19 protein-coding genes and 1 pseudogene are annotated in these 20,178 nt (G+C 72.2%); 11 read left to right on the plus strand and 9 right to left on the minus strand.

What is annotated here, in order from left to right:
* Nucleotides 1-145: 145 nt before the first annotated feature.
* The 3 genes from ACFWW9_RS40515 to ACFWW9_RS40525 form a co-directional block, all read right to left on the minus strand.
* Nucleotides 146-898 carry an SDR family NAD(P)-dependent oxidoreductase gene (locus ACFWW9_RS40515; protein WP_390387976.1) on the minus strand — a complete coding sequence of 251 codons (753 nt, stop codon included), beginning with the start codon at nt 896-898 and terminating at the stop codon, nt 146-148.
* Nucleotides 899-973: 75 nt separating this feature from the next.
* Entirely contained in the window at nt 974-1,405 is a 432-nt protein-coding gene (locus ACFWW9_RS40520; protein WP_390387978.1) for an Rrf2 family transcriptional regulator, read from the minus strand.
* A 46-nt stretch (nt 1,406-1,451) separates the two neighbouring features.
* Nucleotides 1,452-1,832 (minus strand): MerR family transcriptional regulator, encoded by a 381-nt coding sequence (locus ACFWW9_RS40525; protein ID WP_390387980.1) that lies wholly within the window; start codon nt 1,830-1,832, stop codon nt 1,452-1,454.
* Between the two features lie 42 nt (nt 1,833-1,874).
* Between ACFWW9_RS40525 and ACFWW9_RS40530 the strand changes: the two are divergent.
* The 3 genes and pseudogenes from ACFWW9_RS40530 (at nt 1,875) to ACFWW9_RS40540 (ending at nt 4,573) form a co-directional block, all read left to right on the plus strand.
* Nucleotides 1,875-3,066, plus strand: a pseudogene (locus tag ACFWW9_RS40530) (MFS transporter).
* Between the two features lie 38 nt (nt 3,067-3,104).
* Nucleotides 3,105-3,581 carry a DUF4395 domain-containing protein gene (locus ACFWW9_RS40535; RefSeq protein WP_390387982.1) on the plus strand — a complete coding sequence of 159 codons (477 nt, stop codon included), beginning with the start codon at nt 3,105-3,107 and terminating at the stop codon, nt 3,579-3,581.
* A gap of 146 nt (nt 3,582-3,727) precedes the next feature.
* Nucleotides 3,728-4,573: a LysR family transcriptional regulator gene (locus ACFWW9_RS40540; RefSeq protein WP_390387984.1), complete on the plus strand. Its 846-nt coding sequence runs from the start codon at nt 3,728-3,730 to the stop codon at nt 4,571-4,573.
* A gap of 3 nt (nt 4,574-4,576) precedes the next feature.
* Here ACFWW9_RS40540 and ACFWW9_RS40545 read toward each other — a convergent pair whose 3' ends face one another.
* Nucleotides 4,577-5,347 (minus strand): SDR family NAD(P)-dependent oxidoreductase, encoded by a 771-nt coding sequence (locus ACFWW9_RS40545; protein WP_390387985.1) that lies wholly within the window; start codon nt 5,345-5,347, stop codon nt 4,577-4,579.
* 85 nt (nt 5,348-5,432) lie between these two features.
* Here ACFWW9_RS40545 and ACFWW9_RS40550 point away from each other — a divergent pair, with 85 nt between their 5' ends.
* Nucleotides 5,433-6,281 (plus strand): helix-turn-helix transcriptional regulator, encoded by an 849-nt coding sequence (locus ACFWW9_RS40550; protein WP_390387987.1) that lies wholly within the window; start codon nt 5,433-5,435, stop codon nt 6,279-6,281.
* 2 nt (nt 6,282-6,283) lie between these two features.
* Here the strand turns inward: ACFWW9_RS40550 and ACFWW9_RS40555 are convergent, their stop codons facing one another.
* From ACFWW9_RS40555 to ACFWW9_RS40565, 3 genes are all read right to left on the minus strand, one after another.
* Nucleotides 6,284-6,739 carry an ATP-binding protein gene (locus ACFWW9_RS40555; RefSeq protein WP_390387989.1) on the minus strand — a complete coding sequence of 152 codons (456 nt, stop codon included), beginning with the start codon at nt 6,737-6,739 and terminating at the stop codon, nt 6,284-6,286.
* Between the two features lie 92 nt (nt 6,740-6,831).
* Complete coding sequence (locus ACFWW9_RS40560; protein ID WP_390387990.1) at nt 6,832-8,316, minus strand: protein kinase; 1,485 nt, start codon at nt 8,314-8,316, stop codon at nt 6,832-6,834.
* A 78-nt stretch (nt 8,317-8,394) separates the two neighbouring features.
* Nucleotides 8,395-9,201, minus strand: coding sequence for a glycoside hydrolase family protein (locus tag ACFWW9_RS40565; protein ID WP_390387991.1), 807 nt, complete (start codon nt 9,199-9,201; stop codon nt 8,395-8,397).
* A gap of 155 nt (nt 9,202-9,356) precedes the next feature.
* On the opposite strand from ACFWW9_RS40565, the gene ACFWW9_RS40570 reads away from it, so the two are divergent.
* Genes ACFWW9_RS40570 through ACFWW9_RS40580 form a run of 3 tightly spaced genes read left to right on the plus strand, consistent with a single transcriptional unit; the run spans nt 9,357 to nt 11,878 of the window.
* Nucleotides 9,357-9,974 (plus strand): maleylpyruvate isomerase family mycothiol-dependent enzyme, encoded by a 618-nt coding sequence (locus ACFWW9_RS40570; RefSeq protein WP_390387992.1) that lies wholly within the window; start codon nt 9,357-9,359, stop codon nt 9,972-9,974.
* A 13-nt stretch (nt 9,975-9,987) separates the two neighbouring features.
* Nucleotides 9,988-11,070 (plus strand): cupin domain-containing protein, encoded by a 1,083-nt coding sequence (locus ACFWW9_RS40575; protein WP_390387994.1) that lies wholly within the window; start codon nt 9,988-9,990, stop codon nt 11,068-11,070.
* Nucleotides 11,063-11,878, plus strand: coding sequence for a class I SAM-dependent methyltransferase (locus ACFWW9_RS40580; protein WP_390387996.1), 816 nt, complete (start codon nt 11,063-11,065; stop codon nt 11,876-11,878). Before ACFWW9_RS40575 ends, ACFWW9_RS40580 begins: the two co-directional genes overlap by 8 nt.
* On the opposite strand, the gene ACFWW9_RS40585 is transcribed toward ACFWW9_RS40580, so the two are convergent.
* Together ACFWW9_RS40585 and ACFWW9_RS40590 are read right to left on the minus strand one after the other, a co-directional pair.
* Nucleotides 11,867-12,844, minus strand: a complete 978-nt coding sequence (locus ACFWW9_RS40585) for an acetylxylan esterase (RefSeq protein ID WP_390387998.1) — start codon at nt 12,842-12,844, stop codon at nt 11,867-11,869. The genes ACFWW9_RS40580 and ACFWW9_RS40585 overlap by 12 nt on opposite strands.
* A gap of 3 nt (nt 12,845-12,847) precedes the next feature.
* Nucleotides 12,848-13,915, minus strand: a complete 1,068-nt coding sequence (locus tag ACFWW9_RS40590) for a LacI family DNA-binding transcriptional regulator (protein ID WP_390387999.1) — start codon at nt 13,913-13,915, stop codon at nt 12,848-12,850.
* A 257-nt stretch (nt 13,916-14,172) separates the two neighbouring features.
* Here ACFWW9_RS40590 and ACFWW9_RS40595 point away from each other — a divergent pair, with 257 nt between their 5' ends.
* The 4 genes from ACFWW9_RS40595 to ACFWW9_RS40610 are packed head-to-tail and all read left to right on the plus strand — an operon-like array spanning nt 14,173 to nt 20,073.
* Entirely contained in the window at nt 14,173-16,515 is a 2,343-nt protein-coding gene (locus ACFWW9_RS40595; protein ID WP_390388000.1) for a glycoside hydrolase family 3 N-terminal domain-containing protein, read from the plus strand.
* Nucleotides 16,512-17,483: an ABC transporter permease gene (locus tag ACFWW9_RS40600; protein ID WP_390388001.1), complete on the plus strand. Its 972-nt coding sequence runs from the start codon at nt 16,512-16,514 to the stop codon at nt 17,481-17,483. Before ACFWW9_RS40595 ends, ACFWW9_RS40600 begins: the two co-directional genes overlap by 4 nt.
* Nucleotides 17,480-18,397: a carbohydrate ABC transporter permease gene (locus tag ACFWW9_RS40605; protein ID WP_390388002.1), complete on the plus strand. Its 918-nt coding sequence runs from the start codon at nt 17,480-17,482 to the stop codon at nt 18,395-18,397. The genes ACFWW9_RS40600 and ACFWW9_RS40605 overlap by 4 nt, the downstream gene beginning before the upstream one ends.
* Nucleotides 18,398-18,447: 50 nt before the next feature.
* A complete protein-coding gene (locus tag ACFWW9_RS40610; RefSeq protein WP_390388003.1) occupies nt 18,448-20,073 on the plus strand; it encodes an extracellular solute-binding protein in 1,626 nt (541 codons plus the stop codon).
* Nucleotides 20,074-20,178: the final 105 nt, after the last annotated feature.

Below are 20,178 nucleotides of genomic sequence, written 5' to 3' on the forward strand. Positions count from 1 at the left end.
CTCGGTCTGGGGGGCTCGTTTTTGTTTATAAGAGACCGGGGCGGCGCCCTACCGGCTGCGGGGGGCCAGATACCCCTACCCCCCACGGGCCTCGCCGGACCGCGCCGGTCGACGCCGGGGGGGTCCCCTGGGCGTCGACGTGGTGTCAGACCTGCACCTGGCCGCCGTCGACGTGGAACTCCGCCCCGGTGGAGAAGGAGCTCTCGTCGCCCGCGAGGAACGCGGCCAGCGCGGCGACCTCGGCGGGCCTGCCCACGCGCTTGAGCGCGGTCTGGGACGCGAGCGACTCGTGGAACTGCTCGGTGGTGGCTCCGGCGCTGCTCGCCAACCCCTCGATGGCCGGGGTCGCGATGGGGCCGGGGGTGATCACGTTCACCCGCACGCCGCGGTCCGCCAGTTCCCCGGCCAAGGTGCGGCCGAGGCTGCGGATGGCGGCCTTGGACGCCGCGTAGAGGCCCATGCCGGTGTTGCCCTGCGAGGTCGTCGTGGACGACAGCAGGATGACGGACGCCTTGTCCGCCAGCAGCGGCAACGACTTCTGCACGGTCTGGAGCGTGCCCAGGACGTTGACGCCGAAGACGTGGTCGAAGTCCTCGCGCGTGGCGTCCTCCAGCGGGGCGAGCGAGCCGAGGCCCGCGTTCGCCACCACGACGTCGAGCCGCCTGCCGTCGGCGGTGATCGCGGCGACGACCCGGTCGAGGTCCTCGGCCTTGGAGACGTCGGCCCGCACCGCGACGGCGTTCGGGCCGATCTCCTTCGCCGCGAGGTCCAGCTCCTCCTTGCGCCTGCCGGTCAGGTAGACGCGCGCGCCGTCGTCGGCGAAGCGCTGGGCGATCCCGCGGCCGATCCCGGTCGAGCCGCCGGTCACCAGTGCCGTCTTGCCGGTCATCGTGCTCATGGTTTCCACCTGTTCGAGGTAACTGTTTTGGTTACATTGGAGGCCTGTGAAAACCCCCGAAGAGGTCCTTGGGTTCTAGCGAGCGGCGAGCGTGTCCCGGAGGACGTCGGCCACGGTCGTCGCGGCCAACTCGGCCCGCAACGCCTGGTCCACCCGGTCGTACACGGTCGTGAGCGCCGGTTGGATGCCCGCGCCCACCACGCACTCCTGGTTCGGCTCGGCCCGGTGCATGCCGAACAGCGGGCCGGACTCGAGCGCGTCGTAGACGTCCAGCAGGGTGATCTCCGCCAGGTCGCGGGCCAGCATCCAGCCCGCGCCCGTGCCGCGCTGCGACTGCACGAGGCCCGCCTCGCGCAGTTCGCCGAGCAGGCGCCTGATCACCACCGGGTTCGTGTTCACGCTCTCGGAGACCTGCTCCGAGGTGGCGACGTCGTTCCCGAGGCGCTGGTAGAGCCCCACCCACGCCAAGGCGTGCACGGCGACGGTCAACCTGCTGTTCGCGCTCACGGTCGTAACGTTAGTTGTTACGACCGAGATCCGCAACGCCGTGCGCTCACGGCTGAACCTCGGCGCGGTTGTGCTCCAGCACGGCGTCCAGGTACTCGGCGATGGCGTCGCGGTTGCGGGTGAGGCAGCGGACGCGGTCGGTCATCCGGTCGCGCTCGTGCTCCAGCGCGGCGATCATCTCCGGGGTGGCGTCGGGGAAGTGGATGGACCGGGGCTTGTCCAGGCAGGGCAGGATCTGCTTGATGATCCTGGTGGGCAGGCCCGCGTCCAGCAGCCCCCTGATCTGGAGCACGCGGTCGACGTAGGACTCGTCGTAGTCGCGGTAGCCGTTGGGGCAGCGGGTGGAGACCAGCAGGCCCTGCTCCTCGTAGTAGCGGAGTAGCCGCCGGGACGTGGCGGTGCGGGCGGACAGTTCACCGATGCGCATGACTTGACCTTCACACTTGTGTGAGGGTTTGACGATAGCTCCATGGTCATCCGCACAGGAACGGGCACCGCACGGTTGCCCTTGAAGTCGTTGTTGGCGTTGACGGTGGCGGCGTTCATCACCGTCCTCACCGAGTCGCTCCCGGCGGGCGTGCTGCCGCTGATGAGCGCGGGGCTGGGGGTCGGCGAACCGGTGGCCGGACAGCTGGTCACGGTCTACGCGGTCGGCACCGCGGTGTCGGCGATCCCGTTGTCGCTGGCCACGGCGGGGTGGGGGCGCAAGGTCGTGCTGCTGGCGGGCGTCGGCGGTTTCGCCGTGGCCAACACGGTCACGGCGCTCTCGTCGTCGTTCCCGCTGACGCTGGTGGCGCGGTTCGTGGCGGGCGTGGCCGCGGGGCTGGTGTGGGCGCTGCTGGTCGGCTACGCGCGGCGGCTGGCCCCGGAACGCCTGCGCGGCAAGGCGATCGCCGTGGTGATGGCGGGCATCCCGCTGGCGCTGTCGCTCGGCATCCCGGCGGGGACGTTCCTCGGGGGCGTGCTCGGGTGGCGGGTGACGTTCGGGGTGATGACCGCCATCGCCGTGGTGCTGGTCGCCTGGATCGCCGCGGTGGTGCCGGACTTCGCCGGGCAGCGGGCGGGACGGCTCTCGCTGCGGCACGCGGTGGCCGTGCCGGGCGTGGCCCCGGTCCTGGTCGTCACGGTGGTGTTCGTGCTGGCGCAGACCGTGCTCTACACCTACGTCGCCCCGGTCGTGGCGCACGTCGGCGTGGGCTCGGTGGACGTCGTGCTGCTGGTGTTCGGCGTGGCCTCGCTGGTGGGCATCTGGGTCGTGGGCGCGTGGATCGACCGGCGGCTCCGGGAGTTGACCATCGCGGGCGCGGTGCTGGTCGCCGTGGCGGTCCTGGTGCTGGCGACCGGCGGGTCGACGGCGGTCTTCGTCGCGGCGGCGCTGTGGGGGCCTCGGCTGGGGAGGCGTGCCGACGCTGCTCCAGACGGCCGTGGGGGAGTCGGACACCGCGCAGGCCGCGCTGGTGACGCTGTGGAACGTCGCCACGGCGGCCGGGGGAGTCGTGGGCGGGGTGCTGCTCGACGGGACCGGGGCGGGGGCGCTGCCGTGGGCCGTCCTGGCGCTGCTGGCCCCGGTGCTGGTCGTGGTGGTGGCCGCGCGGACGAACGGGTTCCCGAAGTCCGGGATGATCGCCGCCGCGACCGATCGGGGGAATCGGTCGCTGTGATCTTGACGAATGGGCGGATGACTGGATGTCCTGATCCCATGGTCGACGAACAAGTCCGGGGCGCCGATCCGCGCGGCGTCCGCTTCACCGCGGCGATGACGAGCGTCGTGCTCGCGATCGGCATCGCCGCCGCCAGTCCCCGGCTGCTCCTGGCGCAGGCGGTGCTCTTCGGGTTCTGCGCCGCGTTCGGGGTGCGGTTCAACCCGTACGGCGCCGCCTACCGCAAGACCGTGCGCCCCAGGCTCGCGCCGCCCGCCTACCTGGAAGGGGAGGGGCCGCTGCGGTTCGCCCAGGGGATCGGGTGCGTGTTCGCCACGGTCGCGGCCCTCGCGTACGCGGTCGGCTTCCCCGCGCTGGGGGCCGCCGTCGCCGCGCTGGCCCTCACCGCAGCGCTGCTCAACGCGGTGTTCGGCGTGTGCCTCGGTTGCCACCTCTACCCGGTGGTCGCCAGGCTCCGCCGCGGGATGATCGGGCCTTCGCACCCCGAGGATCCCGTGGTGGGTGCGAAGGCCTGACCCCGGCCCGAAACCGGTCGGACCGCTCGGACAGCCCGCGCCGGACGTTCGCGCCCGGCGCGGGCCGGGATCACCGCGTCACCCCTTCGGGGGCCGTCCGAGCCCGAGCCGGGGGCGGCGATACCGTCCGGGTATCGTCACCGGTGATGGACCTCCGCGAGCTTCGCTACTTCGTGGCGGTGGCCGAGGAACTGCACTTCGGCCGGGCCGCCGTCCGGCTGCACATGACCCAGCCGCCGTTGAGCCGGGCCATCAAGCAGCTGGAGACCGACCTCGGCTGCCCGCTGCTGCACCGCTCGGCCGCCGGGGTGGCGCTCACCGAAGCCGGAGCCGTCCTCCTCGACGAGGCGCGGACGCTGCTGGCGCAGGCCGAGCAGACGCGCGCCAGGGTGACGGCCGCGGCGGGAGTCGCCACCTTCACGTTCGGCACCCTCGCCGACAGCGCCGACCGGATCGGCGCCCGGCTCGCCGCCGCCTACCGCGACCGGCATCCGGGGGTCGCCGTCCGGGTGCGCGAGGCCGACCTCACCGACCCGACCATCGGCCTGCGGGCCGGGCTGGTCGACGTGGCGCTGACCCGACTGCCCTTCGACGTCACGGGCATCGCCACCCGCGTGCTGCGCACGGACCCGGTCGGCGTGGTGCTGCGAGGGGACGATCCCCTGGCCGGGCGGGACGCCGTGCGCGCCGACGAGTTGGCCGACCGGCCGTGGTTCCGGCTGCCGGAGGGGTCCGACCAGGTCTGGCGGGCGTACTGGAACGGCCCGTGCGACGGCCCGGAGGTGCGGACCGTCCACGAGTGCCTCCAGGCCGTGCTGTGGAACGGCACCGTGGGCATGACCACGCTGGACCACGTCCTGCCCTACGGGCTGGTCGCGGTGCCGCTGCTGGACAAGCCGCCCAGTCAGCTCGTCGTGGCCTGGAACCGGGACGACCCGAACCCGCTCATCCGCTCGTTCGTGCGGATCGCGGTCGCCGTCCACGCGGCGTGACGCTCAGACCCCGCCGCCGCCGGTGACCGGCAGGACCACGCCGGTCACGTACGACGCCCGGTCGCTGAGCAGCCACGCGGCGGCCTCGGCGATCTCGGCCGGGTCGGCGGGACGGCCGAGCGGGATGCTCCCGACGATCTGCTCGACGGTGGCGGGGTCGGCGTCCCGCCACGCCTCCACCATCGCCGTGAGGGTGAGGCCGGGTGCCACGGCGTTGACCCGGATCCCGTCCGGCCCGTACTCCAGCGCCGCGCTCTCGGTGAGGCTGTTGACCGCGCGCTTCGCCGCGCCGTAGGCGGGCAGGGTCGGGTTGCCGCGCAGGGAGCCGACGCTGCTGTTGTTGACGATCGCGCCCGAGCCCGCGGTGTCGCGGATGGCCCGCACCTCCGCGGCCATGGCGAAGAAGACGCCCTTGTAGTTGACGCGGGTCACGAGGTCGAAGTCGTCCTCGGCGCAGTCGGCGACGGTCGTCGGCGGCACCATCGCGCCCGCGTTGTTGAACGCGACGTCCAGCCTGCCGTGGCGCTCGACGACCGCCGCGACGGCCCTCTCGACGCTCGGCACGTCGCCGAAGTCGGCGACGACGTAGGACGCCTCGCCACCCGCCTCGACGATCTCCTCGGTGACGGCCCTCAGGTCGGTCTCGGTGCGCGCGGCCAGCACGACGGTCGCGCCCTCACGGGCGAAGAGGCGCGCGGCGGCGGCCCCGATGCCCCTGCTCGCGCCGGTGACGAAGGCGATCTTGCCGGTCAGCAATCCTCGTTCGGTGGTCATGGCTCCACGGTGCCGAGTCCGCCGCGGCCCTGGCAGGCCCGGCCTGTACCTGGCAGGGCCGTCGGACCCGCAGGACACTGGGGTCGTGGACCGACACGAGCTGGCCCAGTTCCTCCGCGTCCGGCGTGAACGGCTGGCCCCGGCGACCGCGGGCCTGCCGGTCGACGGCCCGCGCCGCACGCCAGGCCTGCGGCGCGAGGAGGTGGCGCGACTGGCGCACATCTCCACGCAGCACTACACGCGGCTGGAACAGGCTCGCGGCTCGCGCCCGTCGCGGACCGTGCTCCAGGCGATCAGCCGGGCCCTGCGGTTGACCGACGCGGAACGCGCCCACCTGTTCACCCTCGCGGGCGAGGCGCTCGGCACCCCGCCCGGCCCGCGCGCGGACGTGCCGGACAACGTGCTGGAGCTGATCGACCGCCTGCCCGGCACCGCCGCGATCGTGATGGACGCGAAGTACGACGTGCTCGCGTGGAACCCGTTGGCGGCGGCCCTGTTCGAGGACTTCTCCGCCTCGCCGGGCCGCACCAGGAACCTGATCCACCGCTACTTCCTGCACCCCGACCCCGCCCAGCGGCACTACGGCATGTCCCACGGGGAGGAGTTCGCCCGGTTCGCGGCGGGCCACCTGCGCGCCGCGGCCGCGCGCTACCCCGACGACGAGCCGATCCGGGACCTGGTCCGCGAACTCCTGCGCGACAGCCCGGAGTTCGCCGCGCTGTGGCCGGGCCACGACGTCTACGACACCAAGCACCTGGTCAAGACGGTCGACCACCCCGTGGTGGGGCGGATGAGCCTCGTCTGCGACGTCCTGACCGTCCCGGACCGGGACCAACACCTGATCCTGTTCACCGCCGAACCGGGCTCACCGGCGGAGGAGTCGCTGCGGCTGCTGTCGGTCATCGGGTTGCAGCACATGGGCGCGGAAGGCTGACGTCACGCCGAGGGGTGCGCCGCCAGGTCCGCCCACACGGTCTTGCCCGGCCCGCCGTCGGCGGCGGGCCGCACACCCCAGTCCCGGCACAGGCCGTGCACGAGCAGGAGCCCGCGACCGCCCTGCGGCGTGGTGGACGGCGGGCGCGGCGCGGGCTTGGCGGGGCTCCCGTCGGTGACCTCCACGCGCACGGTGCAAGCCTGGCGGACCACCCGCAGCCTGCGCGGGGACGTGGTGTGCTGGTAGGCGTTCGAGACCAGTTCACCCGCCACCAGCAGCACGTCGGCCAGCGAGTCGGGGTGCACCGCGTCGGACAGGTGCCGCCGCGCGCCCTCGCGCACCGCCCGCAGGTCCGGACGGCCGACGAGGTCGCACTCCCACGGCAGGACGACCAGCGCCAGCACGTCCTGCGCCTCGGCCACCAGCAGCGCGACGGCGCGGGTCAGCGAGCCGGTCACCAGCGGGGGTCCACCGGTCGGCTTCCTGTCGTGCCTCGGTTCGAAGGGGTCCATCACCGGGTGTTCGTGCGAACCGCCCGGACGGATCGGTCTCAGCGCCGTTGCCACAGCTGGTTGGGCGCGCCCGCGCAGGTCCAGAGGATCACCGGCGTGCCGAAGTCCGTGCCCGCGTCGAGGACGTCCAGGCACAGCCCGGACTGCTTGGCGGTGATCACCCGGCTCGCGGGGAGCGCCCACTGCTGGTTCGCGGCCCCGGTGCAGTCGAAGATGTCGACCACCGTGCCGGGCGTGACCCCCGACTGCCTGGCTTCGAGGCACTTGCTCCCGTAGACCCGCAGCTCGCCCTTCGCGGTGGCGGTGAACTGCTGGTTCTCCCCGCCGTTGCAGTCGAAGATGGTCACCGGGGTGCCGTTGTCGGTCGCCTTGTTCGGCACGTCGAGGCACTTGTCCGACCCCACGCCGATGATCGCGACGGGTTTGGGCGCGGGCGCTGCCGACGGTGCCGTCGTGGTGGTCGTGGTCGGGGGAGCGGTCGTCGTGCTGCTCGTCCCGGCGGCCGAGGTGCCGGTCGTCCGGTGCTGGTCGGCGTAGACGAAGGCGCCGCAGACGATCGCGACGAGCACCACCACCGCGGCGGTGAGCCCGACCGTCGCCCGCCGCCTGCTCCGGCGGTAGTCGGTGTTCGTCGGGGGTGGCGCGGCGAAGGACGCGGTCAGCTGGTCCCGCAGGTCCACCTGGAGGGTCGGGGTGGGGGCGGTGTTGCGGGCCAGCGCGCCGAGCAGGTCGGCGGCCTCGGCCATCGTCGGCCGAGCGGCGGGGTCGAGCGCGAGCAGCCGGGCCAGCAGCGGGGTGAGCGCTCCCGCGCGCTGCGGCGGCCGGACGGTGCCCGCCGCGGCGCGGTAGAGCTGCGCGATCGAGTTGTCCGAGACGCCGAACGGCGGCTCGCCCTCGACGGCGTTGTAGAGCGTCGCGCCGAGCGAGAACACGTCCGACGGGAACCCGCCCTCCTCGCCCCTGGCCACCTCGGGGGAGAAGAACGCGGGGGTGCCCGCGTAGCGGCTGGTGGACGTGGCGGTGGTGTCGTCCAGCGCGCGCGAGATGCCGAAGTCGGTGATCTTCACCGCGCCTTCGGCCCCGAGCAGGACGTTGCCCGGCTTGACGTCCCGGTGCACCACGGAGACCTTGTGCGCCGCGGCCAGCGCGTCCGCCATGTGCTTGCCGACGCGGATGACGTCCGCGACGCCGAGCGACCCGCGGTCCGCGATCACCGCGGCGAGGCTGCGCGACGGCAGGAACTCCATGATCAGCCACGGCTGGCCGTCGTGCTCGACCACGTCGTGCACGGTGATCGCGTGCGGGTGGTGCAGCCGCGCGGCGATCCGGGCCTCGCGGAGGGCGCGGCGACGGGCGTGCGCCGTTCCCTCCGCGTCGAGGTGCGGCGGGAGCAGCAGCTCCTTCACCGCGACGACCCGCTGCAACTTCAGGTCGCTCGCCCGCCAGACCAGGCCCATCGCGCCCGCGCCGAGCTGCTCGTGCAGGTCGTAGCGGCCGGCGATCCTCCGGAAACCCTCGCTCACGTGCGACTCCCCGAATGGCCTAGCCGATGACGGTGGAGCGATGGTAGTGGCCCGCGTGAGCAGTGCTCACGTCCGCCCTCACCCCACCGACCGGTACGCCACCCCCGTCGCGTTGGGCGTCGTCCCGGTGTAGAGCCCGGTGCGGTGCGTGGACGTCGACAGCGTGAACCACGAGTACCGCTCCACGAACGACAGTCCTTGCAGCATCAGCGCCGAGTTCTTCGCGAAGGCGGCCTGCTGGTCCGACGACGGGTAGCGCGGGACGCTCGTGGAGAAGTCGATCAGCGCGTACTCCGTCACCCAGATCGGCTTGCGGTACCGGTTGTACACGGCCTGGAGGTACCCCTTGAGCTGGTTGACCGCGGCCGAGGAGAAGTCCCCGCCGTACCAGTGCAGCGGGATGAAGTCGACCCGGTACCCGCGCGCCGCGGCCCCGCTCATGAACCGGTCGAGCCACCCGCCCGCGGTGTCGCCACCGAACGCCACGGCGGGCGCGCTCAGCCGCATCCCCGTCCCCTGGAGCTGCGGCCACAACTCCAGGGCGCGCTCCACGCTCATGTTCGCCTGCCCGCCCATGTCGGGCTCGTTGAACGCCAACAGCGTGGTGCCCAACGACTTCGCCTGGCTGAGCTGCCCGGCGTTCACCGACCCGGCGCCCCAGATCATCGGCACGAACTCGACCCCGGACGGAGCGGCGATCCCCTGCTTGTCCGACGCCCAGGTGTAGAACCACCCGGCGCCGACATCGCCCAACGCGGTGGTCACTCCCGAGAAGTTCGCCGCGCTGACACCTTTCTTCTTCACGGCGGCCTCGGCCCCCACCGGCACCGACAACGCCATCAACACCACGAGCGCCAGCACCACGACCCGGCGAACGAACCGCATGGCGATCCCCTTCTACGTCACGCGGCGCCGGCGGGGCCTCCTCATCGTGCCCGCTCGCCTCCGCCCTGTCGCCCCGAGACCGGCTCCTCGGCCTCCCCGCCGCCCGCGCCCGACGGCCCCGTCTCGAATGGATCATGTCGAGGTAACCTCGAACCGTGCCACCACACGGGGATGCGCGCTCGGTCGGCCGCGCGGACGACGTCGACCTCCTGGCCCTCCTCTGGCGGACCTGGCACCAGACGGGCGTGTCCTTGACCCCGTCCGACTGGACCTCCCCGTCCGGCTTGGGCGACTGGACCGTCCGCGACCTCTACGCCCACGTGGCCAAGGGCGTGACCACCACCGCCACCCTGCCCGTGACGCAGGAACCCCCGACCGTCCTCGACGCGGCCGCCTACTTCCTCGCCCTCCGCCCCCTGGGCCCGCAGGGCGCGCACCACGTCGCCGCCTCGGCCAAGGAGTGGGCCACCAGGTCCACCCTCGTGGAGGACTTCGACACCCTCGCGACCACCGCCCTCGCCAGGCTTCGCACCGACACCGCGGTCACCACCATCGCCGGGCCGATGAGGGTCCTCGACTACGCCCTGACCCGCGTCCTCGAAGCCACCGTCCACCTCCTGGACCTCACCGCCGCCGTCCCCGGCGTCGCGACCGTCCCGGAACCGGCGCTGCACCGCACGGTCGACGTCCTGGCCGACCTCACCCCGCCCGCCGACTTCATCGCACTGGCCACGGGCCGTTCCACGCCCGCGCTGTTCCCGGTCCTGACCTAGGAGGGCGGACGAGTTGTCGCTGTACCCACCGGCCCCCGACACCCTCTCCGACCGGACGAGGTGGCACCTGGGCGGCCTGCTGACGATCCGGATCCTGTCGGGCGAGTCCAACGGCTCCATCGGCATCGTCGAGGAACGCGCGGTGCGCGGCTACGCCACACCCCCGCACGTCCACGGCCGCGAGGACGAGACCCTCTACGTGATCTCCGGTGAACTGGAGCACGTCGTCGGCGGCAAGACCGGTGTCGCCCGCGAGGGCGACGCCGTGTTCCTGCCCAGGGGGATCGGCCACCACTTCCGCGTCACCTCGGCCGACGCGCACTTCCTGGTGATCATGACCCCCGGCGGGTTCGAGGAGTTCTTCCAGCACGTCAGCCCGCCCGCCGCGGCCACGAGGGTGCCGGGGGAGGACGACCACCCGCACACCGACCCGGCGCGCATGACCGCGGTCGCCGCCGCCATGGGCACGACGGTGTTCCGCTCGGACGACGCCGTGGTCGCCGCGGCCACCGCCCTGGCCGACTCGGACGACCCCGCACCCCTCTACCGCGTCGTCGAGAACGCCGTGGCGGGCCCGGTCCCCGCCCCGCTCGACCAGTTGGTCGGACCGCTGGTCCGCGCCGCCCACCACCAGCCCGCGCACGCCAGGGCGTTGATCCTGCTGGGCATCCTCGCCGAGGGCGACGACCAAGCCAGGAGCCTGGTCCACGACGCCGTCCCCGCGCTGGCCGCGATGGCCCGCCCGGACTCACCGCGCCCGGTCGCCCTGGCGCTCGCCTACTTCCTGGCCCACTTCCCCGCCCACGGCGACGTGGCCCGCGCCGCCCTGGACCGCCTCGGCCTGCCCGACGAGGACCGGCTGCGCGCGGCGCGCTGCCTGGACGCCCCAGACCTCACGAGGATCGGCCGCGTCTGGCCGTCCCCGTCGGTGTGGGAGCTGGACGACACCGAACGCGAACTCGACCGGGCCTGGCGCTCGACCCTGGAACTGGGCGAGTCGGAGGTCGCGGCGCTGTGGGAGTCGGAGACGACCGCGCTGCTGGCCTACCTGGGCGCGAAGGCCGAGAACGCCGTGACGGGGAGCGACCGTGCTTGACCACCTGGACACCCGGTACCACCACGCTTTCGCGTGCCCGACCTGCCACGCCCCGCTGGCGGCGACCGGCGACGGCCTGCGCTGCCAGGCGTGCGGCCGCGACTACCCGGCGACGACCGGCTACCTGGACTTCGCGCCCGCCATCGCGATGAAGTCGGGCCTCGGGCCGCTGTACATGCAGGACCCCCTGCACGTCACCAGGTACGAGCCCGCGACGCGGGACGCGTTCCTGGACATCATGGGCGAGAACTGGGACCACGACCTCACCCCGGAGTCCGAGGACGACTACCTCCGGACGAACCTGTCGACGACCGACGGCCTGGTGCTGGACCTCGCGTGCGGCGCGGGCCGCTGGACCCGCACCCTCATGCGCCACCTGGGCAGCGAGCGGGTCGTCGGCCTGGACCTCAGCGTCGCCATGATCGACCTGGTCCGCACCGCCCTCCCGGACCTGTGCGTGGTCCGCGGCACCGCCCTCGGCCTGCCCTTCGCGGACGGCTCGCTCGGCGCGGTCAACTGCTCGAACGCGTTGCAACTCCTGCCCGATCCGCGCGACGTCCTCGTCGAGGTCGGCCGCTGCCTGCGCCCCGGCGGCCTCTTCACCGCGTTCACGTTCCGCCGCGCCGACCGCCCGGCGTACCGCCACTTCCAGCGCAAGCACGAGGAGACGTTCAACGTCCGCGCCTTCACCACCGCCGAGCTGACCACCTGGCTCACGTCGGCGGGCCTGGAACTGGTGGACCTCCGCACCCCCGCGGGCATGGTCCTGCTGACCGCGCGCCGCGTCGCCGAACCCTCACCGCGCTAGCCGCTCCCGCACCCAGGAGAGCTGGCGCACGGTGTGGTGCGCGTCGCCGCCCTCGTGGTGGTTGAACGGGTAGACCACCATCTCCTTGTCCGCCGCGGCCAAGGCGTTGAACGCGGCGAACACGCCGGACGGCGGGCAGATCGAGTCCCGCAGCCCGGTGGCGAACAGCGCCGGAGTCGTCGTCCGGCGCGCGAAGTGCACACCGTCGAAGTAGGACAGTGACGAGAGCACCCGGTCGGCGACCTGCCGCCGCACCGACAGGTACCGCACGATCTCCGCGTGCGGGTCGGCGTCGGTGATCGCGAGCGTCCGCTCGACGTGGCACAGCATGGGCGCGCTGGCCAGCAGCGCCGCGACCTCGCCGGTCAACGCCGCCGCGACCAGCGCCAACGCGCCGCCCTGGCTGTTGCCCACCACGGCGACGCGGTCGCCGTCCACATCAGGCAGCGCCCTCACCGCGTCGACCGCCCGAGCCGCGTCCGTGTAGAGCCTCCGCAGGTACGCGGTGGCCGGGTGCTCCAGCCCCTGCGTCAGGAAGCCGGGTCCGGACGGCCCGGATCCCACGGGATCGGGCGTGTCCCCGCCGCTGCCGTACTGGCCGCCCTGTCCTCGGGTGTCGACCAGCAGGTGCGCGAACCCCGCGCACGGCCACACCAGCCGCTCCACCGGCAGCCCACGACCACGTCCGTACCCGAGGTACTCCACGACCGCGGGCAGCGCCGTCCCCCGAGACCCCGCGGGCCGCGAGTGCCAGGCCCGGATCGGCTGGCCGTCGAACCCGGTGAACGTGACGTCACACGTCTCCACCAGTTCCAGCCCCGTGTCCACCGGCGAGACGGAGAGCAGCGGGTCGTGCCGCGCCGCCGAGGCGAGGGTCGATCCCCAGAAGTCGTCGAAGTCCGCGGGTTCGCGAACCTCGGGGGAGTACGTCTCCAACTCGGCGAGCGGCAGGTCGAACAGGGCCACGGGTCATCCTCCTCGGGGTGGCGGGGCGGTGCTCTCGCGGACGACCAGCTCGGTGGCGAGGTCGATCCGCTCGTTGCGCGGCCGTTCGCCGCGGGCGAGGGTGAAGACCATCTCGGCCGCCGTGGTCGCCATCTCCCGCAACGGCTGCCGCACGGTCGTCAACGGCGGCCCGATCCACTCCGTGACCGCCAGGTCGTCGAACCCCACGATCGACAGGTCGTCCGGAATGGACAGTCCGAGTTCCCGCGCGGCGCGCATCACGCCGAGCGCCTGGAAGTCCGAGCCCGCGAAGATCGCCGTCGGCCGGTTCGGCCGGGACAGCAGGTCGAGCCCGTGGTGGTACCCGCCGTGCACGTAGAAGTCCCCGTAGCGCACCAGGTTCGCCTCCACGGGCAGGCTCGCCTCCTCCAGCGCGCTGCGGTAGCCGTCGACCCGCGCCCGGCTGCACATGATCGCGGTCGGGCCGGAGATGACGGCGATCCGCCGGTGGCCGAGCCCGACCAGGTGCCGGGTCGCTGCCAGCCCGCCCGACCAGTTGGCCGAGCCGACCGTCGGCACGCCCGGCGGTGGTTCGCCCGCGGTGTCCACGACCACGAACGGGATGGAGCGGGTGGTGAGCACCCCGCGCTGCTGCTCGTCCAGCCCGGCCAGCACGAGGATGACGCCGATCGGCCGCCGGGTGAGCAGGTCGTCGAACCACTCGCGGTGCGGCCGGTGCTCGCCGCCGAGTTCGGACAGCACCACGGCCGCGCGTTCGCCCGCCGCGGCCTGCTCGACCCCGCGGATGATCTCCGTGGCCCACGCCGAGTGCATCTCGTGGAACACCAGGTCGATGAGCGCGGGCCGCGACGACCCGCGGGACCGCCGCCGCCGGTAGCGCCGCTGCTCGATGACCCGCTCGACCCGCGCGCGGGTGTCGGCGGAGACGTCCGGTCGGCCGTTGAGGACCTTCGAGACCGTCGGCACCGACACCCCGGCCTCGGCCGCGATGGAGGCGATCGACGCGGGCGGTGAGTCGACGGGGTCCGGCGGTGCGGCGTCGTCGGCGCCTGAATCCAGCGGCGTGCTCATGGTGGCCCCCGGCGAAGTGGATCTAAAGTTTCGGGGCCGAAGCGTAAACGGAAAGCCTGGGCCGCGCCAGAGAGCAGTGGGGTCACATATATGAACAGAGCTGGGCGGATGGCTCGAATGTCCACGCATGGCGCAAATTCACGGTGAACTGTTGACGCTCTCGACGGGGTGCCCCTACGGTCTCCTCACTCACTGAGTATCGGAGTCATGTTCGATACTTTCGGCTGTCACGACGACGTGATGGGGGTGCCTGGTCGATGACCGACAGGACGATCGACGGCGCGCCGCCCGAGTGGCGGGACGTCCGGCTGCCGACCGCGCGGCGGGTCGACGCCCTCGTCGCCGCGATGACGCTGGAGGAGAAGCTCGCCCAGCTCGTCGGCGTGTGGGTCGGCGCGGATCCCGCGGGCGGGGCCGTCGCGCCGCACCAGTCGAACCTGACCGCGGACCGCGTGGTGTGGTCGGACGTCATCGCCTCCGGCCTCGGTCAGCTCACCCGCCCGTTCGGCACCCGGCCGGTGCCGCCCGTCGCCGGGGCGCGGTCGCTGGCCCACGCGCAGGAGCAGGTCGTGGCCGCGAGCCGGTTCGGCATCCCCGCGCTGGTGCACGAGGAGTGCCTCACCGGGTTCGCCGCCTGGCAGGCCACGGCGTACCCCGCGCCGCCCGCCTGGGGCGCGTCCTTCGACCCGGCGCTGGTCGCGGAGATGGCCGAGGCGATCGGGAAGTCCCTGCGCTCGGTCGGCGTGCACCAGGGGTTGGCCCCGGTCCTGGACGTCACCCGCGACTACCGCTGGGGCCGCACCGAGGAGACCATCGGCGAGGACCCGTACCTGGTCGGCACCGTGGGCACGGCCTACGTCCACGGCCTGGAGGGCGCCGGGGTCGTCGCCACGCTGAAGCACTTCGCGGGCTACTCGGCGTCCCGCGCGGGCCGCAACCTCGCGCCGGTGGCGATCGGCGCGCGCGAACTCGCGGACGTCGTGCTGCCGCCGTTCGAGATGGCCGTGCGCGACGGCCGGGTCCGGTCGGTGATGAACTCCTACAGCGAGATCGACGGCGTGCCCACCGCGGCCGACGCCGACCTGCTCACCGGGCTGCTCCGCGACACCTGGGGGTTCGACGGCACGGTCGTCGCGGACTACTTCTCGGTCAAGTTCCTCCAGACCCTGCACGGGATCGCGGCCGACGAGGGGGAGGCCGCCGGGCTCGCGCTCGCCGCGGGCATCGACGTCGAACTGCCCACGGGCCGGTGCTTCGGGGAACCGCTGCGCCGGGCCGTGGACCGCGGTGACGTGGACGAGGCGCTGGTCGACCGGGCGTTGCGGCGGGTGCTCGCGCAGAAGGTCGACCTCGGCCTGCTGGACCCGGACTGGTCGGCGCTGCCCGCCGACGTCGACGACGTGGAGCTGGACACCCCCGAGTCCCGCGAGATCGCCCTGCGCCTGGCGCGGGAATCCGTTGTCCTGCTGGCGAACGACGGCGTCCTGCCGCTGCGGCCGGGGGCGCGGGTGGCGGTAGTCGGGCCGCTCGCCGACGACCCGATGGCGCTGCTCGGCTGCTACTCGTTCCCCGCGCACATCGGCGTGCACTACCCGGATTCGGGGCTGGGCCTGGAGATCCCGACCGTGCTGTCCGCGCTGCGCGACGCGCTCGGCCCGGTCGCCCACGCGCGGGGCTGCGAGGTCAGGTCGGACGAGGCCGACTTCACCGAGGCCGTCGCGGTGGCCGCCGACGCCGACGTCTGCGTGGTGGCGGTCGGCGACCTGGCCGGGCTGTTCGGGGGTGGTACGTCGGGGGAGGGGTGCGACGCGACGGCCCTCGTCCTGCCCGGCGCGCAGGAAGCGCTCGTGCGGGCCGTGGCGGCGACCGGGACGCCGGTGGTGCTGCTGCTGATCACCGGCAGGCCGTACGCGATCGGCGACCTGGCGGACTCGTGCGCGGCCGTGGTGCAGACGTTCTTCCCCGGACAGCTGGGCGGTCAGGCCATCGCCGACGTGCTGACCGGTGTGGTGTCGCCGTCCGGCAGGCTGCCGGTGAGCGTCCCCGCCGACCCGTCCGGGCAGCCGGGGACCTACCTGTCGGCCCCGCTCGGGCTGCGCACCGAGGTGTCCACCGTCGACCCGACGCCCGCGTTCCCCTTCGGTCACGGGCTCGGCTACGGGACGTTCACCTGGTCCCCGGTCCGGGTGTCGAGCCCGACGTGGGCCGCGGACGGCGAGGTCGAACTCGACCTCGAGGTGAGCAACCCCGGCGACCGCGCGGGGGCCGACGTCGTGCAGCTCTACCTGCACGACCCGGTCGCCCAGGTCACCCGCCCGGCCGTCCGGCTCGTCGGCTACGCCAGGGTGCCGCTCGACCCCGGCCGCGCGGCGCGGGTCGCGTTCCGCGTCTCCGCCGACGTCACCTCCTTCACCGGCCGGGACGGGCGGCGGATCGTCGAGCCTGGCGCGGTGCGGTTGCTGGTGTCCCGGTCCAGCGCCGACGCGCACGCCGAGGTGGACCTGGAGCTGACCGGGCCGCTGCGGGTCGTCGACCACACCCGTCGCCTGACCACCGCGGTGGTCGTGACCGCGGTGGAGCCGGAGGTCGTGGGCGCATGACCGTCGACACGAGGGAGGCCTTACCCGAGGCGTCCGCGGCGCACCCGCCTTCTCGGCGGCGGGCGCGGCGGACGTGGGGGATGGCGCTGCGGCGCGACTGGCAGCTCTACTCGCTCGCGCTGGTCCCGCTGCTGTTCTTCCTGGTGTTCCGGTACCTGCCCATGCTCGGCAACGTCATCGCGTTCCGCCGGTTCGTCCCCGGCGGCAACCTCTTCGGCGAGACGTGGGTCGGGCTGCGGTACGTCAAGGTCTTCCTCGACGACCCCACGTTCTGGCAGGTGTTCGGCAACACGGTCGTGCTCGGCGCGCTGACCCTGCTGTTCTGCTTCCCGCTGCCGATCGTCCTCGCGCTGCTGCTCAACGAGGTCCGCTCGCGCTACTTCAAGCGGTTCGTGCAGACGGTGTCCTACCTGCCGCACTTCCTGTCGCTGGTGATCGTCGCGGGCATGGTGCTCCAGCTGACCTCCATCGAGGGCACGGTCAACCAGGTCGTCGGGGCGTTCGGCGGCGAGCCGATCGCGTTCATGCAGGCGCCGCAGTGGTTCCGCACGATCTACGTCTCCTCGGAGGTGTGGCAGACCGTCGGCTGGGGCACGATCCTCTACCTGGCCGCGCTGACCACCATCGACGACCAGCTCTACGAGGCCGCCAAGATCGACGGGGCCAACCGCTGGCGGCAGACGTGGCACGTCACGCTGCCGGGGATCCGGCCGACGATGGTGACGCTGCTGATCCTCAACACCGGCACGTTCCTCGCGGTGGGCTTCGAGAAGATCCTGCTGCTGTACAACCCGCTGACCTACCCGACGGCGGACGTGATCTCGACCTACCTGTACCGGGTCGGCCTGGTGTCCAACAACTTCAGCTACGCCGCCGCGATCGGCCTGTTCGAGTCGGTCATCGGCCTGACGCTGGTGCTGTCCGCCAACGCCATCTCCCGTCGAGCGGTGGGGACGAGCCTGTGGTGATCCCCGAACCCTTGGGACGAGCGGAAAAGCCGCGCCTGACCAGGATCGACGACACCTGCGGCTACCGGGTCTTCCGCGCGGTCAACGCCGTGGTGCTGCTGGTCGTCGCGGCGGTGACGCTGTACCCGTTCGTGAACATCGTGGCGCAGTCGTTCAGCGACGAGCAGGCGATCCGCACCGGCCGGGTGAACCTGCTGCCGCAGGGGTTCAACGTGAAGACGTACGAGATCATCGCGTCGGACCCGGCGTTCTGGAACAGCTACCTCAACACCGTCGTGTACACCGCGACGGCCACGGCGATCTCGCTGGTGCTGACGACGACCTACGCGTACGTGCTGTCCAAGCACCACCTCAAGGGCCGGGGCCTGCTCGTCGGCGTCGCGGTGTTCACCATGTTCTTCAACGGCGGCCTGATCCCGAACTACGTGCTGATCTCCGAGCTGGGGATGAAGAACACGCTGTGGGCGGTCGTGCTGCCGAACGCGATCAGCGTGTTCAACCTGCTGGTGATGAAGGCGTTCTTCGAGGGCCTGCCGAAGGAGCTGGAGGAGGCCGCGACGGTCGACGGCCTCGGCGCCTACGGCGTGCTGCTGCGGATCGTGCTGCCGCTGTCCAAGGCCGTGATCGCGACCATGGTCCTGTTCTACGCGGTGGCCAACTGGAACTCTTGGTTCTCCGCGTTCCTCTACTTCGACCGCGCGGACCTGTTCCCGGTCACGGTCTACCTGCGCAACATGGTCGCGGGCGCCACCACGGCCACGTCGATGGGCAGCGCCGACGCCGACGTCGGCCAGGTCAACTCGAACATCAAGTCCGTGACGATGGTGCTCACGGTCCTGCCGGTGCTGGCGATCTACCCGTTCGTCCAACGGTACTTCGTGTCGGGCGTGATGCTCGGCGCGGTCAAGCAGTAGGGCGCACCTCCCGTGTCGACGACGATGTCACACCCCTTGAGGAGAGCACGATGCGAACGAAGTGGAAGGGCTTGCTCGCGGCCGTGACCGCCGCCGGGCTGGTGGCGGGCGGGACGGCGTGCAGCGGGGACGAGGGCGCCTCCGGCGGGGTGAACCTCGACGGCAAGAAGGTCGCCGCCATGGCGGACTTCAAGGCGGGCGACCAGTTCAAGGCCACCGAGCCGGTCGAGTTCCGGGTGCTCTACAGCGACCACCCGAACTACCCCGTCAAGGACGACTGGCTGCTGTGGAAGGAGATCACCGGCCGGACGAACGTCAAGGTCAAGCCCACGACCGTGCCGATGAGCGACTACGAGCAGAAGCGGAGCCTGGTCGTCGGTGCGGGCGACGCCCCGGAGATCATCGCCAAGACCTACCCCAACCAGGAGGACGCGTTCGTCGCCTCCGGCGCGATCCTCCCGGTGAGCGACTACCTCGACCTGATGCCGAACCTGAAGGCGAAGATCGAGAAGTGGAAGCTGCAACCCGAGCTCGACACGCTCCGCCAGGACGACGGCAAGTTCTACCTGCTGCCCGGCGTCCACGAGGAACCCTGGCAGGACTACACCCTGGCGTTCCGCACCGACGAGCTGACCCGGCTCGGCCTGGCCACGCCGAAGACGTGGGACGACGTGTACTCCGTCCTCAAGGCGATCAAGGCCGCGCACCCGGACGGCTACCCGCTGTCGGACCGGTTCGAGGGCAACAGCATCCTCAACGTGGCCGCGCAGACGTTCGGCACCACCGCGGGCTGGGGGTACGAGCAGTCGCAGTGGAACGAGGGCGCGAAGAAGTTCGAGTACACCGGCGCGACCGCCGAGTACAAGAAGCTCGTCGAGTTCTTCCACAAGCTCGTCGCCGAGGGCCTGATGGACCCGGAGAGCTTCACGCAGAAGGACGAGCCCGCGATCCAGAAGTTCGCCACCGGCAGGTCGTTCGCCATCAGCAGCAACGCGCAGACGATCGTCAACGACTACCGCCCCGGCCTCAAGACCATCCCCGGCGCGACCGTGGCGAAGATCCCCGTCCCCGCCGGGCCCAAGGGCGACGTGCTGCGCGTGTCGCGCCTGGAGAACGGGCTGATGATCTCGGCGAAGGCCCTGGAGAGCGACAAGTTCGTCGCCATGATGCAGTTCGTCGACTGGCTCTGGTACTCCGACGAGGGCGCCGAGTTCGTCAAGTGGGGTGTCAAGGGCACCACGTACGACAAGGACGCCGCGGGCAAGCGGGCCCTCAAGGCCGACATCGGCTTCGGCGGCATGAACCCCGACGCCCCCAAGAAGCTCCAGAAGGACTTCGGGTTCCAGGGCGGCGTGTTCGCCTACGGCGGCAGCACCGAACTGCTCCAGTCGATGTTCACCGACGAGGAGGTCGCCTTCCAGAAGTCCATCTCCGGCAAGAAGAACCTGGCGCTCGCCCCGCCCGCGCCGTTCAGCGACACCGAGCGCGAGCAGGCGACGCTGTGGGAGACGCCGTTGAAGGACCTGGTGAAGCAGGCGACGCTCCAGTTCGTCCTCGGCGACCGCGACCTGGCCGACTGGGACGCCTACGTCAAGGAGCTGGACGGCAAGGGCATGGGCCAGTACGTGCAACTCGTGAACAGCGCCCACGAGAGGTACAAGCAGAAGAACGGCTGACCCGCGCGGGGCCGGGGCGCCCCGCGCCCCGCCCCCCGCCACCCCACCCCCGGGGGGGGCGCCCCCGATCCCCCACAAGCCCCACGGCCGCCAGTACCGGGGAGT

This window comes from Umezawaea sp. NPDC059074 (assembly GCF_042738955.1).
Classification (GTDB): domain Bacteria; phylum Actinomycetota; class Actinomycetes; order Mycobacteriales; family Pseudonocardiaceae; genus Umezawaea.